The 19,328-nt window shown below is 60.3% G+C and carries 16 protein-coding genes and 1 pseudogene; 5 read left to right on the top strand and 12 right to left on the bottom strand.

The annotated features are described in order from the left end of the window. Positions 1 to 68: 68 nt before the first annotated feature. Positions 69 to 653 carry a TetR/AcrR family transcriptional regulator gene (locus ACQR1I_RS25070; RefSeq protein ID WP_434867946.1) on the bottom strand — a complete coding sequence of 195 codons (585 nt, stop codon included), beginning with the start codon at positions 651 to 653 and terminating at the stop codon, positions 69 to 71. Between the two features lie 318 nt (positions 654 to 971). On the opposite strand from ACQR1I_RS25070, the gene ACQR1I_RS25065 reads away from it, so the two are divergent. The 3 genes from ACQR1I_RS25065 to ACQR1I_RS25055 all read left to right on the top strand — a co-directional run bounded on the left by ACQR1I_RS25065 (position 972) and on the right by ACQR1I_RS25055 (position 4,073). Next, the gene (locus ACQR1I_RS25065) at positions 972 to 2,243 is read left to right on the top strand and encodes a cytochrome P450 (RefSeq protein WP_434867947.1); all 1,272 of its coding nucleotides are present in this window, start codon (positions 972 to 974) and stop codon (positions 2,241 to 2,243) included. 124 nt (positions 2,244 to 2,367) lie between these two features. Beyond that, positions 2,368 to 3,168 (top strand): enoyl-CoA hydratase/isomerase family protein, encoded by an 801-nt coding sequence (locus tag ACQR1I_RS25060; protein WP_434867948.1) that lies wholly within the window; start codon positions 2,368 to 2,370, stop codon positions 3,166 to 3,168. Between the two features lie 104 nt (positions 3,169 to 3,272). Next, on the top strand, positions 3,273 to 4,073 hold the full coding sequence (locus tag ACQR1I_RS25055) for an SDR family NAD(P)-dependent oxidoreductase (protein WP_434867949.1): 801 nt from the start codon (positions 3,273 to 3,275) through the stop codon (positions 4,071 to 4,073). Positions 4,074 to 4,216: 143 nt separating this feature from the next. Here the strand turns inward: ACQR1I_RS25055 and ACQR1I_RS25050 are convergent, their stop codons facing one another. The 7 genes from ACQR1I_RS25050 to ACQR1I_RS25020 form a co-directional block, all read right to left on the bottom strand. Beyond that, entirely contained in the window at positions 4,217 to 4,993 is a 777-nt protein-coding gene (locus ACQR1I_RS25050) for a molybdopterin-dependent oxidoreductase (protein ID WP_434867950.1), read from the bottom strand. Further along, positions 4,990 to 5,844: a cytochrome b/b6 domain-containing protein gene (locus tag ACQR1I_RS25045; protein WP_434867951.1), complete on the bottom strand. Its 855-nt coding sequence runs from the start codon at positions 5,842 to 5,844 to the stop codon at positions 4,990 to 4,992. Before ACQR1I_RS25045 ends, ACQR1I_RS25050 begins: the two co-directional genes overlap by 4 nt. A 63-nt stretch (positions 5,845 to 5,907) precedes the next feature. Further along, positions 5,908 to 6,543, bottom strand: a complete 636-nt coding sequence (locus tag ACQR1I_RS25040; protein WP_434867952.1) for a hypothetical protein — start codon at positions 6,541 to 6,543, stop codon at positions 5,908 to 5,910. Positions 6,544 to 6,958: 415 nt separating this feature from the next. After that, complete coding sequence (locus tag ACQR1I_RS25035; RefSeq protein ID WP_434867953.1) at positions 6,959 to 8,122, bottom strand: acetyl-CoA C-acetyltransferase; 1,164 nt, start codon at positions 8,120 to 8,122, stop codon at positions 6,959 to 6,961. A gap of 76 nt (positions 8,123 to 8,198) precedes the next feature. Further along, complete coding sequence (locus tag ACQR1I_RS25030) at positions 8,199 to 8,960, bottom strand: SDR family NAD(P)-dependent oxidoreductase (protein ID WP_434867954.1); 762 nt, start codon at positions 8,958 to 8,960, stop codon at positions 8,199 to 8,201. Between the two features lie 12 nt (positions 8,961 to 8,972). Beyond that, positions 8,973 to 10,157: an acetyl-CoA C-acyltransferase gene (locus ACQR1I_RS25025; RefSeq protein ID WP_434867955.1), complete on the bottom strand. Its 1,185-nt coding sequence runs from the start codon at positions 10,155 to 10,157 to the stop codon at positions 8,973 to 8,975. A 95-nt stretch (positions 10,158 to 10,252) separates the two neighbouring features. Further along, complete coding sequence (locus ACQR1I_RS25020) at positions 10,253 to 11,041, bottom strand: crotonase/enoyl-CoA hydratase family protein (protein ID WP_434867956.1); 789 nt, start codon at positions 11,039 to 11,041, stop codon at positions 10,253 to 10,255. A gap of 243 nt (positions 11,042 to 11,284) precedes the next feature. Here ACQR1I_RS25020 and ACQR1I_RS25015 point away from each other — a divergent pair. Both ACQR1I_RS25015 and ACQR1I_RS25010 read left to right on the top strand, forming a co-directional pair. Further along, a pseudogene (locus ACQR1I_RS25015) lies at positions 11,285 to 12,385 on the top strand (alkene reductase). A gap of 1,227 nt (positions 12,386 to 13,612) precedes the next feature. Further along, positions 13,613 to 13,819 carry a hypothetical protein gene (locus ACQR1I_RS25010; protein WP_434867957.1) on the top strand — a complete coding sequence of 69 codons (207 nt, stop codon included), beginning with the start codon at positions 13,613 to 13,615 and terminating at the stop codon, positions 13,817 to 13,819. A 951-nt stretch (positions 13,820 to 14,770) separates the two neighbouring features. Here the strand turns inward: ACQR1I_RS25010 and ACQR1I_RS25005 are convergent. From ACQR1I_RS25005 to badI, 4 genes are all read right to left on the bottom strand, one after another. Continuing rightward, entirely contained in the window at positions 14,771 to 15,547 is a 777-nt protein-coding gene (locus tag ACQR1I_RS25005) for an enoyl-CoA hydratase (RefSeq protein ID WP_434867958.1), read from the bottom strand. Between the two features lie 63 nt (positions 15,548 to 15,610). Further along, positions 15,611 to 17,254, bottom strand: coding sequence for a cyclohexanecarboxylate-CoA ligase (gene aliA, locus ACQR1I_RS25000; protein ID WP_434867959.1), 1,644 nt, complete (start codon positions 17,252 to 17,254; stop codon positions 15,611 to 15,613). A 32-nt stretch (positions 17,255 to 17,286) separates the two neighbouring features. Next, positions 17,287 to 18,438 carry a cyclohexanecarboxyl-CoA dehydrogenase gene (aliB, locus tag ACQR1I_RS24995; protein WP_434868436.1) on the bottom strand — a complete coding sequence of 384 codons (1,152 nt, stop codon included), beginning with the start codon at positions 18,436 to 18,438 and terminating at the stop codon, positions 17,287 to 17,289. Positions 18,439 to 18,540: 102 nt separating this feature from the next. Next, on the bottom strand, positions 18,541 to 19,323 hold the full coding sequence (gene badI / locus ACQR1I_RS24990; RefSeq protein ID WP_434867960.1) for a 2-ketocyclohexanecarboxyl-CoA hydrolase: 783 nt from the start codon (positions 19,321 to 19,323) through the stop codon (positions 18,541 to 18,543). Positions 19,324 to 19,328: the final 5 nt, after the last annotated feature.

The raw sequence follows: 19,328 nt of genomic DNA, 5'->3' as shown, positions 1-19,328 counted from the left end.
TCGGCTCTGTTTCAGCAGTGGCCTCCTAAGCCTGGTGGCGGTTGGTCCTGGCGGGCGTCGAGTGGAGATCAGTCAAGAGTCGTGAGACGTCTCAGTAGGGGCGTTGTAATGATGCCGAACATCTTGGGGTCGCCGTAGGCCCGGGCTGACAACATTGCCCCGTGTACTGTCGCGATGAGCGCTTCCGCTTCGACGTTAGCCTTACTCGCGAGTTGAAAACGCCCCTGACGCGCGCCGCGTTGGAGGACGGACGTGACCCAAGCTGACAAAGCGCGGAAGTGGCCTCTCACCTCCAGCGCAACCTCCGGCGGCAGCGCCGGGAGCTCACTCGCCAACAATGCGCAGACGCAAAAGGATGCGCTCGAATCGGTGATGCACTTTTCCCAGAACTTGACATAACCGGAGAGTTGCTCGACCGGATCTGCGACATGGCGCTCGAGATCCGCGACACCTGCTTCTGCCTCTTGGCGGTATTGAGAGACCACCGCGCGAACCAGCTCGACTTTGCTCGCGAAGTGATGGTGGATGCTGGGTTTCCGTATTCCGACGACGTCGGCGATATCGGCATAGCTGAAGCCGTTATAGCCACCGGATATGATCAGGGAGCGCGCGCAAGCGAGGATCTGATCGGCTGTCGAGGACACATTCATCATATAAAGAACCTACCGTCTGATAGGTTGAATGTCAATAGACCAATCGCGCTCGGAGGAGCCATTAAGGGAGGGGCCCGCTGAGGAAAAGCGCATGGCAGGTCGCCAGTCGCAGTTGCCTTGGATGCAGAGGGATGGGTTGGGTACCGCGCCCGCGCGGGGCCGGCAGTTTCGTGGCCTGGCTTTGGGATTATGGTCCGAAGGTCGCGCAGAAGAGAAAATACTAGTTGACCAATCAGCAAGTGAAAAACTAGGATACTGTCCAAAATGCCGGTGGGACTCATTGATGTTCGCGGCGCACAATTTGGATGGGAGGGTCAAATGAAGGTCCCGCAGAATTTTGCGGATGCGATCGTAGATCCGCTTGCCTATGCAGAAGTGGAGCGCGTTGACGAAGCCCTTCGCTGGCTCCGCAGGGAAGCGCCGCTCGCTCGTATCGAACCGCGCGGATACGAACCTTTCTGGACTGTGACGCGCCATGCCGACATTCTCGAAGTCGAGCGTCAGAACGAGCTGTTTCACAACGCGGATAGATCCGTAACGGTCATTAGCATGGAAGCTGAACGTAGTATTCGTCAGCTTACCGGCGGTTCACCTCACCTCAATAGAAACCTGACCCGGATGGATAATCCGGACCATTTTGCTCATCGGCGGATCGCGCAAGGGGTCCTGCTTCCGCAAAAGCTTCGCGAGCGCGAGCCCCGAATCCGCGCGATCGCACGCGAGTTCGTCGATCGCATGGCCGAGTTTGACGGTCGTTGCGATTTTGCCAGAGACATCGCCTTTCTTTACCCCTTGCGCGTATTGATGGAGATCATGGGGCTGCCTGCGAGCGATGAGCCATTGATGCTGAGGCTGACGCAGCAAGCATTTAGCTCCACCGACCCCGACCTCAATCGTTCTGGGAAGCAGGTGTCGGACGCTGAGCGGGTGGCCGACCTCCACAGACTTCGCGGCGACGTAACGACCTATTTCACGGACATTGCCAACGATCGGCGAAAATGCCCACGCGACGATCTTGCAAGCGTACTTGCAAATGCAAAAGTCAACGGGGAGCCACTGAAGGATTACGAGCTTGTCTCCTACTACGGTCTGGTCGCGACGGCGGGGCACGACACCACGTCGAATACCATAGCAGGCGGCGCCTGGGCTCTGGCAGAGAACGCCAATCAATTTGCAAAGCTCAAGGCAGCGCCGGAATTGATTCGGGGGCATGTGGAGGAGTCCGTCCGCTGGGAAACTGTCGTGAAGCACTTCATGCGGACGGCAACGGCGGACACCGAGCTGCGTGGGCAAAAGATCGCGAAGGGAGATTGGCTTATGCTCTGCTATCTCTCGGGCAATCGCGATGAGGCCGTCTTCAATGAGCCCTATCAATACGATGTAGGCCGTACCCCCAACAAGCACGTCGCTTTCGGTTATGGGGCACATATTTGCCTCGGCCAGCATCTTGGCCGTCTGGAGATGCAGATTTTCTGGGAGGAGCTTTTGCCGAGGCTGGAGAGCCTGGAGCTCGACGGAACGCCAACGCGGACCAAGGCCAATTTCGTGTCCGGGCCGAAGTCGGTGCCGATCCGCTACAGGATGAACTGAGAAGCTCGACTTGGCCGACGTCTATTTGGACTAGATTTCGTGGAAGAAATTGGGTCGGCGATTGGGACGCTCCGCGCGGGCTTGAGCAAAGCGGGCACGTGCCAAACGAGGGAATGGAACGAGAATGGTTGAATATGAGACCATCAAAGTGGATGTTCGCGGGCAAGTCCATTGGCTGACGCTGAACAGGCCCGAAGCGCTGAATGCCATCAATGCTGCCATGGTGGCTGATCTGCGCGATTACTTTGACACGCTTTACCACAATCGCGTCTGCCGGGTCGTCGTGATGCGCGGCGCTGGTCGCGCATTTTGCGCCGGTCTCGATATCAAAGCTGCGCAACACCAGAAGGCAGAGGACGTTCCGTTCGCCGGTGGCTTCAATTTTCAGAGCTACCTCTCGGACGTATTCGTGAAAATGCGACGATGCCCCCAGCCAATTATCGCGTTGATCCAGGGGCCGGCTTGCGGCGGCGGCCTCGGCCTTGCCCTGGCCTCAGACGTGCGGATTGCAGGGGAGACGGCTCGCATGAATGCCGCTTTCATCCGTCTCGGTCTTTCAGCATGCGACATGGGTGTCAGCTATTTTCTACCGCGGCTTGCGGGCCTTTCTGTCGCCTCCGAGCTGATGCTCACCGGGCGCTTTATCGACGCAAGGCGCGCCCTGGCGACCGGGCTCGTATCAGAGGTGGTCCCTGACGGCCATCTCGAGCAATCGGCTCAGTCATATCTCGACGAGATGCTGCAAACTGCTCCCATGGGGCTCCGCCTTACCAAGGAGGGGTTGAACTTCTCGGTCGATGCACCGTGCCTTGAGGCAGCAATTGCAATGGAGAATCGCAATCAGATGCTTTCCGGTCAGACCGAGGATTTCCGGGAGGGGCTAAGAGCCTTCGTCGAGAAACGTGCGCCGCACTATCGCGGATAATCGCGACCCTAGACTAAAGCCGTTCAGCGTGTCCGCGAGAATCAAGACCGTTGGGCAGCAGAACGGCGCTTTTGCCCGGTGAACCGGAGCCGGAAGGTGCTCAGATGGTCTTCGGATTGAAGGATCGCGTCGCCCTCATCACGGGAGCAGCTAAAGGTATTGGCAGGAGAACGGCTCAGCGGTTGCATGAGGCGGGCGCTCAAGTTGTGCTTTGCGACATTGATGAAGCAGGATTAGCGGAATGCGTTGGCCTGCTTGGGAACGGCGCAAGAGCAATCCGCCTCGATGTGACGTCTGTGGACGATTGGAGGCACGCCATTGCGAGCGTCGAACAGAATGAAGGGCGGCTTGACGTTCTCGTCAACAATGCCGGCGTTATCCTGAGTCGGCCATTTTTGGAAACATCGTTGGACGACCTTCGCCGAGTATATACGACAAATGTGGAAGGGGTCTTCATTGGCATGCAGGCGGCTGTGCCGCTGATGCAGCAATCTGCTAGGATTACGCCGCATGGCGGCTCGATCGTCAACCTATCGTCGATATACGGCCAAGTCGCAGGTCGATCCCATTCGGCATACTCCGCGTCGAAGGGCGCTGTCCGCCTATTGACGAAGGCTGTTGCAGTGGAGCTTGCACGCCTTTCGTCCGGAAAGATTCGGGTGAATTCTGTACATCCCGGACCGACGGAAACGGATCTCGGGACCAGTGGGTTGCATGAAGCAGTCACGCAAGGAGTCTACGCGAACGTTGAAGTCGCCCTACAGCAAAGCAAGGCGGCCTTCCCAATGGGGCGATGGGGGCAGGTGGACGATGTTGCCGGCGTTATTCTGTTTCTCGCCTCGGATGCCTCGAAGTTCATGACTGGTGCGGAACTCACGGTCGACGGCGGTCTTACAGTGCTCTGATACCATCCGATGAGAGTCGTGTAGCGCGATTGTCTGTCTATTCTCGTTGTTAAAACGAAGGCGCGCGGCCAACGCCATACGGGCAAAAAGAGCGCATGAGTTCTCATGACGTCGAGCGAAATTACGTAAGACGCGCGCGTTCTTTAGATGCCCGCGTACCACTCGTAACCACGGTCTTCCCAGAACCCGCCTTTGCCACCCCAGAGGTGGCTGATGGTTGCGACCACTTCGATGCGCATCAGATACTTCGCGTGCTTATAGCCAAGCTGTCGTTCGACGCGCAGTCGCAGCGGCGCACCGTGCGCGACAGGAAGATCTGTTCCGTTCATTCCGTAGGCCAGGATTGTCTGCGGATGAAGCGCATCGAGCAGGTCGATGCTCTCGTAGTAGCGACCGCTGCCATCAAGTGACCGCTCCAGCTCATCCGCGCAGTGGAAGACGACGTAACGGGCGTCTGGCAGTAGGCCGGCGACGTCGAGCACATGGCGAAGGGCAACACCCTCCCATTTTCCGATGGCACTCCAGCCCTCGACGCAATCGTGCCGAGTGATCTGGGTACGAGGTGGGAAGCGCTTCAGTTCAGCAAGCGAGAGTCGGAGCGGACGCTGAACGAGACCATCGACCTGCAGCCGCCAGCCCGCGAAGCCGCCTTCGAGCAACTGAGAATATTCCTCTGAGTCGGGCATCTGCGTTCCATTCGCGCGGAAGGTGGGCGATAGGTCGCTTTCGGCGAACTCGCGGGCCAGCGGCTGGTGAGAGAGCAGAAGCCGCTGGCTGGTCATCGTCCACCGTTCGGCTATTCGGAGCATCGCGTCGACCTCGGCGCTTTGCGTCAGACGATCGCAGCCGGCTAGCGACGCTGCTGCGCTGCCGTACGCTAGTCCGGCGAGAAACTGACGGCGGGAGACGTGTCTGGTCATGAGGCATCCTCCGCGGTGCGGATCGCGTAGCGACCACTCAGCATTGATCGGAGATTGTTCCACGGGCCGGATGCGGCGACCATGGTCACATGGACGGCCACAAACAGAACCAACAACATCGCTGCGATGAAGTGCAAAGTGCGGGCCGAAGCGCGGCCACCGAAGCAGTCCAGCAATAAGGGAAGCGCAGCATCCATCCCAGGGGACATCGTGAGCCCGGTGCAGACCATCAATGGGAGGAGCAGCAGAACGACCAGCAGGTAGGTCATTTTCTGCAGCGCGTTATAGCGCCGAGCCTCCTCGCCCTTTGGAAAATGGAGGCAGGCATGGTCTCGTAACTGGTGCCAAAGGTGGCGTAGCTTCATCTGTTCCCGGCTGAGCAGCAAATCGCGCCGAAAATGCCCGCTGTAGAGTCCGTGCGCCAGGTAGACCGTGCCGTTCACGACGAGCAGCCAGGCGAAAAAGAGGTGCCAGCGCCGACCAGCTGCGAGATCGAGATAAGATGGAAGGGTAAGCCACGCAGGGAACGCCCTTGCTGTTTCGACACCAGCGTCGGAAGAGATCCCGAGGAGACCTGTGGTCGTGATTTTCACCGCGCCAATACGGAGGTATCCGCGCAGTCCATCCGCATGCTGCTCCGCGCTGACGCTGACGAGTGCTGGGTCGGTGTCGGCGCCGTAGGCGCCGAAATGCAGGTGCGGATATGCGTTAAAGATTTGAAGTCCGCTCGGCAAGAGAAACACAAAGCAGAGCAGGTTGATCCAATGGGTCAGCCGCACGATGAAAGAGTGCCGCCAAACAAGGCGCCGTTGCATCAAGGGCGGTGAGGGCGAATCTGTCTCGGCATACATGTTCGGTCTGCATATGACTGGGGGGGAGCCCGACCGTAAGCGCGCACGGTCGGGCCTTGGATGTCACATCGGGGGGACGACGCCGTCCTTACCGACGATCACGTTGCCGGCTGAGATGGATCCGTCTGCCCCTTTTAACGCGGGAATGAAAATCACACTGCCGGGCTTGACGTCGTCTGGCGTTGCCGGTGCCAGCGTGACCACCGGCGTGCCTTGGGGGATCGATATCTTCTTCTCCTGACCATGGAAGTTCACCGTCACCACGCTGCCGCTGACCGACTTGACCGCGTCCGCCACGGTGGCATTTGTCATCGTGCTGCGTGGCTTCAGATCATACGCGAAGCTGCCTTCAGCGGTGCCCTTCAGCGGAGGCGGAAAAATCAAGACCTCTAGTGCGCCATCGCCGCCTTCCGATGTGGGAAGCGATGCGATGCCAACATATCCGCCCGGCTTGATGTCTTCGATCGTTGCCTTCACAACCGCCGACGCGGCCCAGCCAGGGGCAAGGGAGACAATGATATTGGTACCGTCGCGAGACTTAACCTCGAGCTTGTTGCTATTGAGGGCGATCACTGTGCCACGGACACTGATCCTTTGATCCGCCGGACCAGCCGCGGACGCGGAGGACAGGCTGTGGCTGATGACGACGGCAGTCGTCATGCCGACGATCAACGACCTGAAAAAGCTTGGCCGATTCATGTTGGGCCTCGTTTGCATTTGAAGATCCTGGTGGTCTGCTCGGCGCTTGAGTTAGGGTTCTCGGGAAGCTGCGCCTTGATGGCTTTCCTTGAACGTATACCGACTAGTCGGTAGTCTCTGCTTGTAAGGTTGACCTATCGCTCGCCCAGCGGTGGATTCCGGAGAGGATTAGCAGCGGGATAGAAAGAACTGGGGATCGCTTCCGGACCTTGAGGGCCGGCTTCGAACGGGATTTCAGACTTCCGTGGCTAATCTACCAACTAGTTGGTCGTTCAGCAAGTGATTTCGCAAGAATCGCCCGGAATTTGCTTGCTGCTCAATAAGGTTTTGGATTTTTTGAAGAATTGCCGTCTCGGATGCTGCTCGTCGGCCGGACCATTTTCGTTTTGGGACGCGTGGGGCACGGGTCATGAAATCACAGAGCCTCTAGGATTGTGACATTGGCAACGCCACCACCTTCACACATCGTTTGAAGGCCAAACCGCCCACCGCGCGCTTTCAATGAATGAATCAGTGTCGCCATGAGCTTGGTCCCGCTTGCACCAAGCGGGTGACCTAGCGCGATAGCGCCTCCATTTATATTGAGTTTGGCGGGATCGGCGCCTGTCGCCTGAAGCCATGCCAGGGGGACAGATGCGAAGGCTTCGTTGACTTCGAAAAGGTCGATATCTTCGATCTTTATGCCGGCCCGGGCGAGAGCGCGTTTCGTGGCCGGGATGGGTTCTTCAAGCATGATCACTGGATCGCCGGCCGTGACCGTCAAATTGACGATGCGTGCGAGTGGGGTGAGGTTGAAGCGCTTCAGTGCCTCCGCTGATACGATTAGAGCACCGGACGCGCCATCGCAGAGTTGGCTCGCATTGGCGGCAGATATTACGCCGCCTTCCTTCAACGGCTTCACAGAGCCAATGGCGTCAAGGGAAGCATCCCGGCGGATTCCTTCGTCGATCTCATGGAAACCACCGTCGATCGCGAGTGGCACGATCTCACTTCGGAAGTTCCCGCGGGCACTAGCCGCTGCGGCCTTGCGATGGCTATCGAGCGCAAAGCGGTCGAGAGTCTCGCGATCGAATCCGTATTTCGCCGCTATCATCTCGGCGCCATCGAATTGACTGAATGCGTCGACCCCATAGCGGGCTTTGATCCGGTCGCTAAGTGGACCCGTTCCAACACCCTGCTGGGCATGAAATGACATGTTTGAGAACATCGGTACACGGCTCATGCTCTCGACACCGGCAGCGATCACAACGTCCTGCGTGCCCGACATGACGGCCTGGGCCGCGAACTGTACCGCCTGTTGAGAGCTGCCGCATTGACGATCGATCGTCACCGCCGGCACCGATTGGGGAAGCGTGCGGGAGGCGAGGACGACATTTCGCGCCAGAGCGAATGCTTGCTCTCCGGCCTGTGTCACGCAACCGAGAATGACGTCCTCAATGGCGCCGGGATCGATGTTAGTCCGTTCGATGAGCGCGTCGAGGACCTCGGCCCCCATGTTGGCGGGATGCCATCCCGCTAGCTTACCATTGCGCCTTCCGCCTGCGGTACGGACAGCATCGACGATGTAAGCTTCGGCCATGTTTGCACTCACTTCAGGTTCGGATCTTGTTTGCCGCTAAGTTCTGGCGAATGCCGGGGATCCCATAGCCGCTCGGCTATTTAGGGGCCATTCGGATTGCGCCATCGAGGCGAATGACCTCGCCGTTGAGCATGGGATTTCCAATGATGCTGTCGACGAGCTGCGCATACTCAACCGGCTTGCCCAGTCGGGATGGATGAGGAACTTGGGTGCCGAGGCTATCCTGTGCGGCCTGCGGTAGGCCCATGAGCATGGGCGTCAGGAAAATGCCAGGGGCGATCGTCATGACTCGAATTCGATACTGCGCGAGATCCCGTGCGATCGGAAGTGTCATGCCCACCACGCCTCCCTTGGAGGCGGCGTAGGCTGCTTGTCCGATCTGTCCATCATAGGCGGCGACGGACGCGGTGTTGACAATCACGCCAGCCTCTTCGCCCTCGATGCGCGCAGCGATGAGCCGCGCAGCAAATTTCGTGATGGTGTTGAAGCTCCCGATCAGATTGACCTCAACCGCTTTGCGGAAGGCGTCCAGTCCATGAGGGGTTCCGTCTCTCGCAACGACCCGGATCGCTGGCGCGACTCCAGCGCAGTTGACCAATATCCGCGCCACCCCATGCGCGGCCTCGGCCGCAGCCAGTCCTGCGGCGACCGATTGATCGTCGGCGACGTCGACCTTGTGGAAGCTGCCACCAATCCGCTTAGCGGTTTCATTTCCTTCGGACGCGTTGAGGTCGAAAATGGCGATTTCAGCGCCTGCCCGAGCGAGCTGCTCCGCCGTCGCCGCTCCCAGACCGGATGCTCCGCCGGTGATGATTGCCGAGACGCCCTCGATATTCATGAAATGGATCCCTCAAATGAGTTCGATAGCCATAGCGGTCGCTTCTCCGCCGCCGATGCACAGGCTGGCGACGCCTCGGCGCAGGCCGCGGTGCTTGAGAGCAGCCAGCAACGTCACGATGAGGCGAGCACCGGACGCCCCAATCGGATGGCCCAGCGCCGTCGCGCCTCCGTTGACATTCAGCCGGTCTTCTTGAATTCCGAGGTCATGCGCGGCAATCATGGCGACCGCAGCAAACGCTTCATTGACTTCGAAAAGGTCGACGTCATTGACGGTCCAACCAATGTCGGCGAGCAATTTGCCGATTGCCCCCACCGGGGCTGTCGTAAAGAGCGCGGGACCTTGCGCGTGGGCTGCACAGCCGACAACCCTCGCAGCCACTGCCAGATCCAATCTTTGCGCAACGCTTTGCCGCGTCAGGACGAGAGCGGCGGCGCCGTCAGATATTGAGGCGGAACTCGCGGCAGTAATGGTCCCGCTGTTCGAGAACGCGGGCTTGAGAGATGCAATCTTCTCGGGTCGCGCGTGACCGGGCTGCTCGTCAGTATCGACAAGAACAGGACCGGTACGATTAGTCACAGCGACTGGCGCGATCTCTGCGGCAAAAGCTCCGCTGGCGATGGCCGTCCGAGCGCGTTCCAGGGAGCGTAGCGCATAGGCATCTTGCATCTGGCGACTAAAGCGGTATGAGTCGGCTGTATCTTGAGCGAATGCGCCCATTGGCTTACCAGGCTCGTAAGCGTCCTCGAGTCCGTCCATCATCATGGTATCGATCACACGATCGTGGCCTATCCGGGCGCCACTACGATGCTTAGGAAGCGCGTACGGCGCGTTGGTCATGCTCTCCATACCCCCTGCCACGATGATATCCGCAGCGTTCGCCTGGAGAGTCTCGACGGCCATAATCGCTGCCTGCATTCCTGATCCGCACATCTTGTTCACGGTGGTCGCTTGCACCGACTCTGACAGGCCCGCGCCGAGAGCCGCTTGTCTTGCGGGCGCTTGCCCCAGCGCCGCCGAGAGAACGCATCCCATGTAGATGCGGTCGATGGCAGTGAATGCTGCGCCCGCGCGTTGTGTTGCCGCGCGCACTGCCACTGCCCCTAGATCCGTCGCCCTGAGGGACGAAAGTGCTCCCTGGAAGCTCCCGATGGGCGTTCGTGCGGAGCCTGAGATGACGATCGGATCAGTCGACATGGCGCTCCTCTTGGGGCGTAAATGATGACCGCATCACTGATGTGCAATAGGATTTCATAAGTTCGGCCGGTGCTGAATTGACGACGCGAACTCCATCATGCTTCCTTCGCGGGGCTCGACCTGCGCGCTTGTTTATCGAGGAAGGCTGTCATGCGAGCTTCAGCGTCTGGGCTTGTGGCAGTGAAGGCCGAGATGAAGCTTTCAGCGAAAAGACCGTCATCGCGGCTCATTTCCGCAATCCTTGGCAAGCCGTTGAGGATGCTATAGTTCGATAGCTCTGCGTTGCTGGCGGCCTGCTTGGCGAGATCGAATGCGGCGTCCAGAGCCGTCCCCGCGGGTACAACATATTGCACGATGTTCCATCTTTCAGCTTGTTGAGCGTCGATTGTTCGCCCCGTCAGCATCAGATCGGTCATTCGCGCAACGCCCATCAGCCTAGCCGCTCGGACTGACCCGCCGCCGCCAACGAATATTCCGCGTTGTCCTTCGGGCAACGCGAAAAACGCTGTATTATCCGCCACTCGAACATGGGTTGAAGCCGCCAATTCGAGGCCGCCTCCGATGACAGCACCATGTAACGCGCTAAACCAAGGAATTGGGCCAAACTCGATCTGACCAAAGACCTCATGCCACCGACGCGAGCTCCGCATGCCTTCAAAGGGCGTCTTGAGCCTGTGTTCGGCGAGGTCCAGCCCAGCGCAGAAGTGGCCGCCCTTGCCGCAGATCACCCCAGCTCCGGCTTCGCCTCGGGCTCGCTCCACAGCAGCTGAAATTTCCTCGACGACCTGGTTGCTGAGCGCATTCCGCTTATCGATCCGATTCAAGCTGAGGATTGCGATGTTTCCTCGCATTTCATAGGTCACGTATGCGGGCGTTTCTGTCATGCGCAGATCCAATTTGACGCGGACACGGCGGCGCGAACTCCCAGAGAATAGAGCAGGCGGCATCGCAATACTTGCTAAACAATAAACAAGTAATAGAGTCAACCGTGCAATTTGTCTGGCGGGCGGGGCGGAACGATCAGAGGAGTGTACGCCGAAAAGGACGGCACACACGCGAGGCCGCCCCTCAAGCGGAAGGCAAGGCAGTTGGCCAAGTAAGCCTCAATATGCGCAATCGGTGAGAGAATGAACACTTTAACTAACTTGCTTGAGCCGTTCAGGCTGGGCCCGAACCTCCTCCCCAACCGCGTCGTTATGGCGCCCATGACCCGAAGTCGGGCGGTAGCGCCCCTCATGTTGGCAAACCCGCTAGCGGTCGATTACTACGGCCAGCGTTCTTCCGCGGGCCTGCTGATTACGGAAGCGAGCCAAGTATCGCAGCAAGGTCAAGGCTATCAGGACACGCCGGGAATCTATTCCGCGGAGCAGGTCGCTGCCTGGCGCAACGTCACCGAACGCGTGCACGAGTTGGGCGGGCGCATTTTCATTCAGCTCTGGCATACCGGCAGGATCTCGCACACGTCTTTGCAGCCAGGCGGAGCACCGCCGGTCGCGCCGTCGGCGATTCGCGCCAGAAGCAAGACCTTCATCGGCGGCAGCTTGGCGGACGTGTCTGAGCCGCGAGCTTTAGAGTTGGCCGAGATCCAGTTGATCATCGACCAGTTCAAACGAGCGGCCTTGAATGCCCGTGAAGCAGGTTTTGATGGTGTCGAGATTCACGCGGCTAACGGCTATCTTCTCGACCAGTTTGCCAGGGACGGCGCAAACGAGCGCCAGGATTCTTAGGGTGGTTCGATCGAGAATCGCGCACGGCTCATGCTGGAAGTCTCGGAGGCCGTGGCGGGGGAGATTGGCCCCGAACGCACAGGTGTCCGCATTTCTCCGGTGTCGCCGGCAAATGACATGTCGGACTCCAATCCTCAGTCGCTTTTTGAATATATATCGAAACGACTGAATGCGCTAAATCTTGTTTATCTTCACGTGATCGAGGGAGTGGCGGGTGGTTCGCGCGATGTGGCGACGTTCGACTATGCTTCGCTACGGAAGTGCTTTTCGGGCGCCTATATCGCGAACAACGGCTATGATTTGGCGCTCGGCACCGAGGCGCTTTCGAAAAACGCTGCTGATTTGATTGCGTTCGGAAGGCCGTTTATCTCCAACCCGGATTTGGTCGAACGACTCGCGCAAGGAGCGCCTCTGAACAAGTGGGACACCGCCACATTCTACGGCGGAAGTGCGGAGGGCTACATTGATTATCCAAGACTACCGAATCGAGCGAGCTCATAGTGAGCCGCTATATCTGCCCTTCAGTGGTCCGGCCGTTAAGGGGAGGTGTATCGGGGCGCAATAAGCGTCGGTCCGAGCGACCTATGGTGCTCGATCGATCCGGGTAGTCCGCAGCTATTGTCGCTGGCTACCATCTGAAGCGAGATCGAACCCTTACGGAAGCACAAGCACGGTTCGGCGCCGAAGTCTCGACAACGGTTACGAGAGTTGTTTGGCTGCAGCATCGGCTTTCACTCGGTTTCGTAGCAAGGGCGTGAGCGAATATAAAGTGGCGCCTTAGAGGACAGCCAACCCCGGGTCAGTACGTAGTGTGTCAACTGACCAACAAGAATTTGATGGTTTTGTGCTCTTCCGAGTTGAAGGGGCTGGCCCTCGGCCGGATGTTGGAGAGGCGGGAGCGTCGCGCGCGAAACTAGCCGATAGGAGCCTGATGGGCTCATCTATTGAGGTAAAATTGTGCCGACGACGCTCAGCTTGAATGTGCCCTGAAGGATATGACCCTGCTGCTCCTTACTGCGGAGATCCGTTTATGAACTTCATGCCTAGCTTTCGCATTGGCACTAAGCTCGCACTGTCGTCGGTGGCGGATAAAATAGTGGGTTTCGCCATATAGCGGACCCTGACTCCAACCCTCGACTATTGACGATGAGCTCTCCTCTTTGCGCTTATCAACCGAGACTTCATTCCGACAACGAGATTATCTGCTGAGGGTTCATTGCAGGTCTGACGGTCCAGTTGTCGGAATGAACATTAGCTTTCATGCTAGATCGTTGGCCTCTTAATCAGCGGCTTCTGTGGGAAGCGCAGAGTTTAAATTTTTACGGCGCGTGCATGCGCGGCCTCGAAAAACGTGGCGGCTGCTTGGCGCACGCTAGTGCGTGAGATCGGTAAAGCCACATTCCGGCATGGGAAGAGAGAAGAGCGCCTCCATTGTAGTTGGTTTCGCCGATTTCTTTGCACGAGATCCGTTTGGAAACTCCGGCTAAGCTATTGATAATTCTAGTGGCCAATACGGCGATTTTTTCCAAACGGGCACTGAGATGATTGAATATTCAAACTGATTTTGATTCCGCCATTCGGAGGTTCGATCCCTCCCGCCCCAACCGCTTACTCCCCAGATATGCCTGTCAAAAGCCGCACGTTCCGGTGGCGCCCTCGGTCGCATTTGGAAATCCGACGTGTGGGCGCCGACAATCGAAGTGAGAGCGCGCGATTCCGATGGCGGCGATGTCTTATGTTACCACCTTGATCCTGCCGATGGCGCTTTCGGCCGGGCAGTCCATGGACAAGCTTTCGCGTGCGATAATCATGGTGGCTCTGTTCTGGTCCGCCTACGTCGCCGAGGTCGTCGATGGCTGGTTGCAGGCGATCCCGCCGGGACAGGAGGAGACGGCGCCAGCGCTCGGGCTCGGCTATCGCGCAGCATACATCTGATTGTGCTGCTGCACACCTTGCGCCCGGTGGTTACCGGGCTGGTCAATTTAGCGACGGGCTTCCTGCTCTCGACACGCTGCTGGCGGTTATCGGCACCTTTGACGTGCGCAATGCCTCCAAGGCCTCGACCAGCGGTCCGAACTGGATCGGCTTCTACAACGTTGCCTATCTCGTGGTGGCCTTGATTTATTTGAGGTCGGCCATGGCGGGTCGCGCTGCAGCACATCATGGCTGGAACGTTGGCTCGGCCGCAGCGCGCGGCCATAAGGATCGCACCGGTCGCGTTGGCCAATGACAACATCTCGATGAAGGCCTTCACGCGCATGGTCTGATGCTCGTCGGCGGCTCGCGGTGGACGTCCGTCTCCAGCGAGATGCCGGTGGCCTTGCAGCTCCAGCACGCGGGACACCTTGCGCAGGGCCGAGTTCTGGCGCCTGATTTGGTTGGCGACGCGGATTCGTCGGTAGCTTGCCGGTCAGCCAGTACGACAGCCGCTGCTGCTCCTCGAACAGGAAGGCGATCTCGGCGTGATGCTTGGCGCTGGAGCGGAAGGCGGTGACGGTGTCGAGCATAAGCGCATTGTCTCAAATCTGAGCCACGAGCGACTGCCGGCATCGGTGGTTACGCCCTGGGCGGAGGAAGAGCGCTCGCGCCTTGCAAACGAGGGGCGGGTGTCAAAGAGCGAGTCGGTGCGGTGCTTTCATTTGGGCCTGGAGGTGCTTCCCATGAGAACGCCGCAACGAAATCGCAACGAAATAGGCGAAATGATCGTGAACAAAACGAGATGATGTGACCTGCGAGGTCAGAAAAATCAATGACTTAGAGGTTGTTCCGTACGTTCGGGACGCAGGGGTCGCAGGTTCGAATCCTGCCGCTCCGACCATTCTTTCAAGCACTCCCGATTGTGCTTTCCCGATCTCGAAAAATCCCGCTGAGCGAGGCCCTGCTTCGCTAGCGATGAACGAAGACGGGCTTGCGCTTCTCCATGAACGCTTTCATGCCTTCGCGCGCATCCGCAGTTGCGAAACGGGCGTGGAGTTCGCGACGTTCGAACAGGGTTCCTTCCGTCAGCGTCTGCTCGTAGGCACGATTCACGCATTCCTTGAGCGCCATCAGGGCTGGCGTGGAGAACGAGGCGATCGTCGAGGCCAGCTGCATCGTCTCCTCGCGAAGCTGTTCGTCGTCGACCACCCGCGCGATCAGGCCGTAGCGATCGGCTTCGTCGGCATCGAGGGTGCGGGCCGACAGGCACATGTCCATGGCCTTCGCCTTGCCGATCGCGCGGGGAAGCCGCTGCGTCCCGCCGGCGCCGGGCAGGAGGCCGAGCTTGATCTCCGGCAGGCCGAATTTGGCGCTGCGGCCTGCCACGATGATGTCGCAGGCCAGCGCCAGCTCGCATCCGCCGCCCAGCGCCAGCCCGGCAACGGCGGCGATGACGGGCTTCCGCACCCGGCGGATCGTTTCCCAGTTGCGGGTGATGAAGTTGGAATTATAGACGTCGCTGTAGCTCCAGTCCGCCATCGCCGCGATATCGGCGCCGGCGGCGAAGGCCCGTGCCGACCCGGCGATCACGATCGCGCCGATCGCTTCATCAGCGTCCAGATCCAGCAACGCTGCGCCGAGCCTGTCCATCAGCTCGTCGTTGAGCGCATTCATTACCTTCGGGCGGTTGAGCGTGACGATGCCGACGCGTCCCTCGCGTTCGACGAGTATGACTTCCTCTTGCACGCGCATCCTCCATCGCGCCGTCAGCGCGGTTCGATTGACCGGTTCAAAAAAGGCGAGCCGGGCCTAGAGCTCGCCGGCCTTGAGCATGTCGCGCAGCCTGAATTTCTGGATCTTGCCGGACGGCGTCGCCGGCATCGCGTCGCGCACGATCAGCTTTTCGGGAATGTACTGGATCGCGAGCTTGTGCGACTTGAGAAACTCCACCATGCCGGCGAAGTCGATGGTCTGCCCGGCTCTGGGCACGACGACCGCGCATGCGCGCTCGCCGAGGCGCTCGTCGGGATAGGCCACGATCGCAACCTGCGCGACGGAAGGATGCTTGTAGAGCAGCGCCTCGAGTTCGACGACCGGGATGTTCTCCCCGCCGCGAATGATGACGTCCTTCGAGCGCCCGCTGATCCGGATGTAGCCAGCAGCGGTCATGTAGGCGAGGTCGCCGGTGTCGAACCAGCCTTCGGCATCGGTGCCGTTCCATTGCGGCCGCTTGAGGTAGCCGCCGAAATTGGAGCAGGCCCTCACCAGCAGCTTGCCGGTCTGCTCTGGCGGGAGCGGCCTGCCGTCCGCATCCACCACCTTCACCTCGACGCCGGGGAGGGGGCAGCCGTCGGTGGTGGAGGCGAGCTTGTCGTCGTCATCGAGGTTGATCAGCGTGACCGCGCCATTCTCGGTCATGCCCCAGGCCGAGACGATCTTGGCGCCAAGACCCGCCTGCGCCTGCTCGGCCAGCGGGCCCGGAATCGGCGCGCCGGCACACAGGAACGTCTTCAGAGTTGGGACCTGCTTGCCGGCTTCGGACACCGTGCGCGTGAGATCGGTCAGGAACGGCGTGGACGCCATGGTGAAGGTTACCTTCTCGGCGCGGATCAGGTCCACGGCCCGGTTCGGCTCCCAGACATCCTGCAGGATCGCGCTTGCCTTCAGCATGATCGGCATCATCAGGCCGTACATGAAGCCGGTCTGATGGGCCATCGGGGAGGCCATCAGGACGACGTCATCGGCGCCGAGCTTCAGGCGCTGGGCGTAGGGAATGATGTTGGCCATCAGCGTGTTCGCGCTATGCATCACGCCCTTCGGCTCGCCGGTCGTTCCCGACGTATAGATGAGCTGGGTGATGTCGTCGGGCCCGGGCCGGTCCGAACCGAGGACGGCTTTCGCATCCGCGGCGTTTTCCCATTCGGGGATCGTCAACAGCGTATCGAAATCGTCGGCGCCGCCGCCGCCGACCACGACGAGGCGCGCCAGCGCCGGCAGCTCGGGCATGAGCCCCCTCAGCATCGCCTCATGATCGAAATTGCGAAACATCTTCGGAACGATCGCCACCTTGGCGTCGCCGTGACGGAGCATGAACTTGAGCTCGCGCTCGCGGAAGATCGGCATCAGCGGGTTGATGACGGCGCCGATCCTGCTGCAGGCGAGATAGAGCAGCGTGAATTGCCACCAGTTGGGGAGCTGCATGGCAACGACGTCGTTGCGGCGAACGCCGAGACGCGACAGCCCGATCGCCATCCGGTCCGCCAGAGTCGCCAGCTCACGATAGGTGAAGCGGCGCACATCGTTGGTGTCGAGGCGAACCGCGGTCAACGCGATCTTGTCCGGGCATGTCGCCAGGCAGGCATCGAGATCGTCGTTGATCGTACGGTCGTGCCAGTAGCCATTGGCGATGCTGGCTGCGCGGCGCGGCCCAAGCAAGACGGCGTCGAATTCCATGGCTTCCCTCCCGTTTGTTCGTTGTCTTTATGTCAAGCAGGCACGGCCGAGCGTCCTGCGCGCGCGCGTGCGATGATCGTCTTCATGATCTGCGCGGTGCCGTCACCGATCTGGAAGCCGAGAACATCGCGCAGCCGCTGCTCCATCACGCCACGGTCATAGCCGCCATGGCCGTGCATCAGCAGGCATTGATGGATCACGTCATAGGCAAGCTTCGGCGCCCACCATTTGCACATCGCCGCCTCGGCGCTATGGGGAAGGCCCTTGTCCTTCAGCCACAGCGCCTGCAGGCACAGCAGTCGTGCAGCCTCGACCTGCGTATCGCCATCCGCCAGGGGATGCGAGACGCCCTGGAACGCCGACAAGGTCTTGCCGAACGCCTGCCGCTGCGCGACATGCTGCCAGGTTTCATCGAGCGCCGCGCGCGCCACCGCCAGCACCTGAAGCCCGATCAGCGCACGCGAGAAGTCGAACCCTTGCATGACCTGCACGAAGCCCTTGTTCTCGTCGCCCAGGCGGTGCGAGCCGGGGACACGCACGTTCTCGAAAAACAGCGACCCGCGTCCGATGGCGCGCTGGCCGTGACAGTCGAACCGCGAGCGCGTGACGCCAGGCAGGTCGAGCGGGATCAGCAATGCGGTCACGCCATGCGCGCCGGACTCGACCGTCCCGGTTCGGCCGAAGACGACGGCCGCATCGGCCTGGTCAGCGGCGGAGATCGAGGTCTTCTCGCCGTTGACGATGTAGCCGTCGCCGTCATGCTCGATCCGCAGGCGCAGATTGGCGGCGTCGGATCCGCCGCGCGGTTCGGTGAGCGCGATGGCGAACAGCGCCTCGCCGGCGACAAGGCGCGTGAGCCACGGCGTCACGATCTCAGGCTTGCCGTGCTGTGACAGGATCTGGCCGTTCAGCGAGGCCAGCAGATTGACGTAGGACATCGAGAGATCGGCCCGGGCAATCTCCTCGTGGATGACACCGGCTGCGAGGGTCGCCATGCCGAGGCCGCCATATTGCTCCGGCAGTTCGGGCGCGATGAAGCCCATCGCGCCCATCTCCTTCATCAGGCCGCGATCGAGCACGCGGGTGCGGTCGCGCTCCTGAAATCCGGGAGCGAGCCTGTCTGATGCGAAGCGGCGCGCCTGGTCGCCGAGCGCAACGAGGTCCTCGTCGAGATACGGATTCATCGGCATGTCCTCCACGATCTGGTCGCGTTGCCACGGCTCCGCCCCGGAGCCGCCTCGGGGGCACATGACACGGCATCGCCACCGGCGATGCCGTGTGTGCTGCTACTTCACGAACTTCCGGAATTCCGGTTTCCGCTTCTCGGTGAGTGCCTTCACGCCCTCGCGGGATTCCTCGGTGTCGTAATAGAGCTTCAGCGCATACATCCCCATGCCGGCGATGCCGGCCTGGTGCGCCGTGTCCATGTTGAAGGAGCGCTTGGCGATGGCGATGGCCGTCGGGCTGCGTTCGCAGAGCTCCTCGCCCCAGGCCTGCACCGTCCGGTCCAACTCGTCGTGCGGTACGCAGAGGTTTGCGAGGCCCATCGCCTCGGCCTCCTTGCCGGAATAGCGCCGGCACATGTACCAGATCTCGCGCGCCTTCTTCTCGCCGACGACACGGGCGAGGAAGGCGGTCCCATAGCCCGGGTCGACCGAGCCCATTTTCGGACCGACCTGGCCGAAGATCGCCTTCTCCGAGCAGATCGTCATGTCGCAGATCGTCGCCAGCACGTTGCCGCCACCGATCGCAAAGCCCTGAACGCGCGCGATGACGGGCTTGGGAACGTCACGAATGGCCGTATGCAGCTCCTCCATCGGCAGGCCGATCGTGCCGCGTCCGTCGTAATTGCCGTCGTGAGCCGATTGGTCTCCGCCGGTACAGAAGGCGCGGTCGCCGGCGCCGGCGAGCACGATGCAGCCGACATCCTTGTCGTATCCCGCCTTGTAAAGAGCCTTGATCAACTCGTCGCAGGTCGTGCCGCGAAACGCGTTCATCTTGTCCGGACGATTGATGATGATCCAGGCGACGCCGTTGCGGACCTCATAGATCAGATCCTGAAACTGCATGGTGT

Origin of the sequence: Bradyrhizobium sp. HKCCYLS2038 (assembly GCF_051167655.1) — a bacterium.
GTDB lineage: Bacteria > Pseudomonadota > Alphaproteobacteria > Rhizobiales > Xanthobacteraceae > Bradyrhizobium.
This window is presented reverse-complemented; position numbering and strand designations above follow the sequence as displayed.

Excerpts from the sequence above, each read along its gene's own strand:
- ACQR1I_RS25070 (WP_434867946.1), bottom strand. The coding sequence starts at position 653 with ATGATGAATGTGTCCTCGACAGCCGATCAGATCCTCGCTTGCGCGCGC.
- aliA (WP_434867959.1), bottom strand. The coding sequence starts at position 17,254 with ATGGAATTCGACGCCGTCTTGCTTGGGCCGCGCCGCGCAGCCAGCATC.
- ACQR1I_RS25055 (WP_434867949.1), top strand. The coding sequence starts at position 3,273 with ATGGTCTTCGGATTGAAGGATCGCGTCGCCCTCATCACGGGAGCAGCT.
- ACQR1I_RS25050 (WP_434867950.1), bottom strand. The coding sequence starts at position 4,993 with ATGACCAGACACGTCTCCCGCCGTCAGTTTCTCGCCGGACTAGCGTAC.
- ACQR1I_RS25040 (WP_434867952.1), bottom strand. The coding sequence starts at position 6,543 with ATGAATCGGCCAAGCTTTTTCAGGTCGTTGATCGTCGGCATGACGACT.
- ACQR1I_RS25045 (WP_434867951.1), bottom strand. The coding sequence starts at position 5,844 with ATGTATGCCGAGACAGATTCGCCCTCACCGCCCTTGATGCAACGGCGC.
- ACQR1I_RS25010 (WP_434867957.1), top strand. The coding sequence starts at position 13,613 with ATGTCTTATGTTACCACCTTGATCCTGCCGATGGCGCTTTCGGCCGGG.
- ACQR1I_RS25030 (WP_434867954.1), bottom strand. The coding sequence starts at position 8,960 with ATGAATATCGAGGGCGTCTCGGCAATCATCACCGGCGGAGCATCCGGT.
- ACQR1I_RS25020 (WP_434867956.1), bottom strand. The coding sequence starts at position 11,041 with ATGACAGAAACGCCCGCATACGTGACCTATGAAATGCGAGGAAACATC.
- ACQR1I_RS25060 (WP_434867948.1), top strand. The coding sequence starts at position 2,368 with ATGGTTGAATATGAGACCATCAAAGTGGATGTTCGCGGGCAAGTCCAT.
- aliB (WP_434868436.1), bottom strand. The coding sequence starts at position 18,438 with ATGAATCCGTATCTCGACGAGGACCTCGTTGCGCTCGGCGACCAGGCG.
- ACQR1I_RS25065 (WP_434867947.1), top strand. The coding sequence starts at position 972 with ATGAAGGTCCCGCAGAATTTTGCGGATGCGATCGTAGATCCGCTTGCC.
- ACQR1I_RS25025 (WP_434867955.1), bottom strand. The coding sequence starts at position 10,157 with ATGTCGACTGATCCGATCGTCATCTCAGGCTCCGCACGAACGCCCATC.
- ACQR1I_RS25035 (WP_434867953.1), bottom strand. The coding sequence starts at position 8,122 with ATGGCCGAAGCTTACATCGTCGATGCTGTCCGTACCGCAGGCGGAAGG.
- badI (WP_434867960.1), bottom strand. The coding sequence starts at position 19,323 with ATGCAGTTTCAGGATCTGATCTATGAGGTCCGCAACGGCGTCGCCTGG.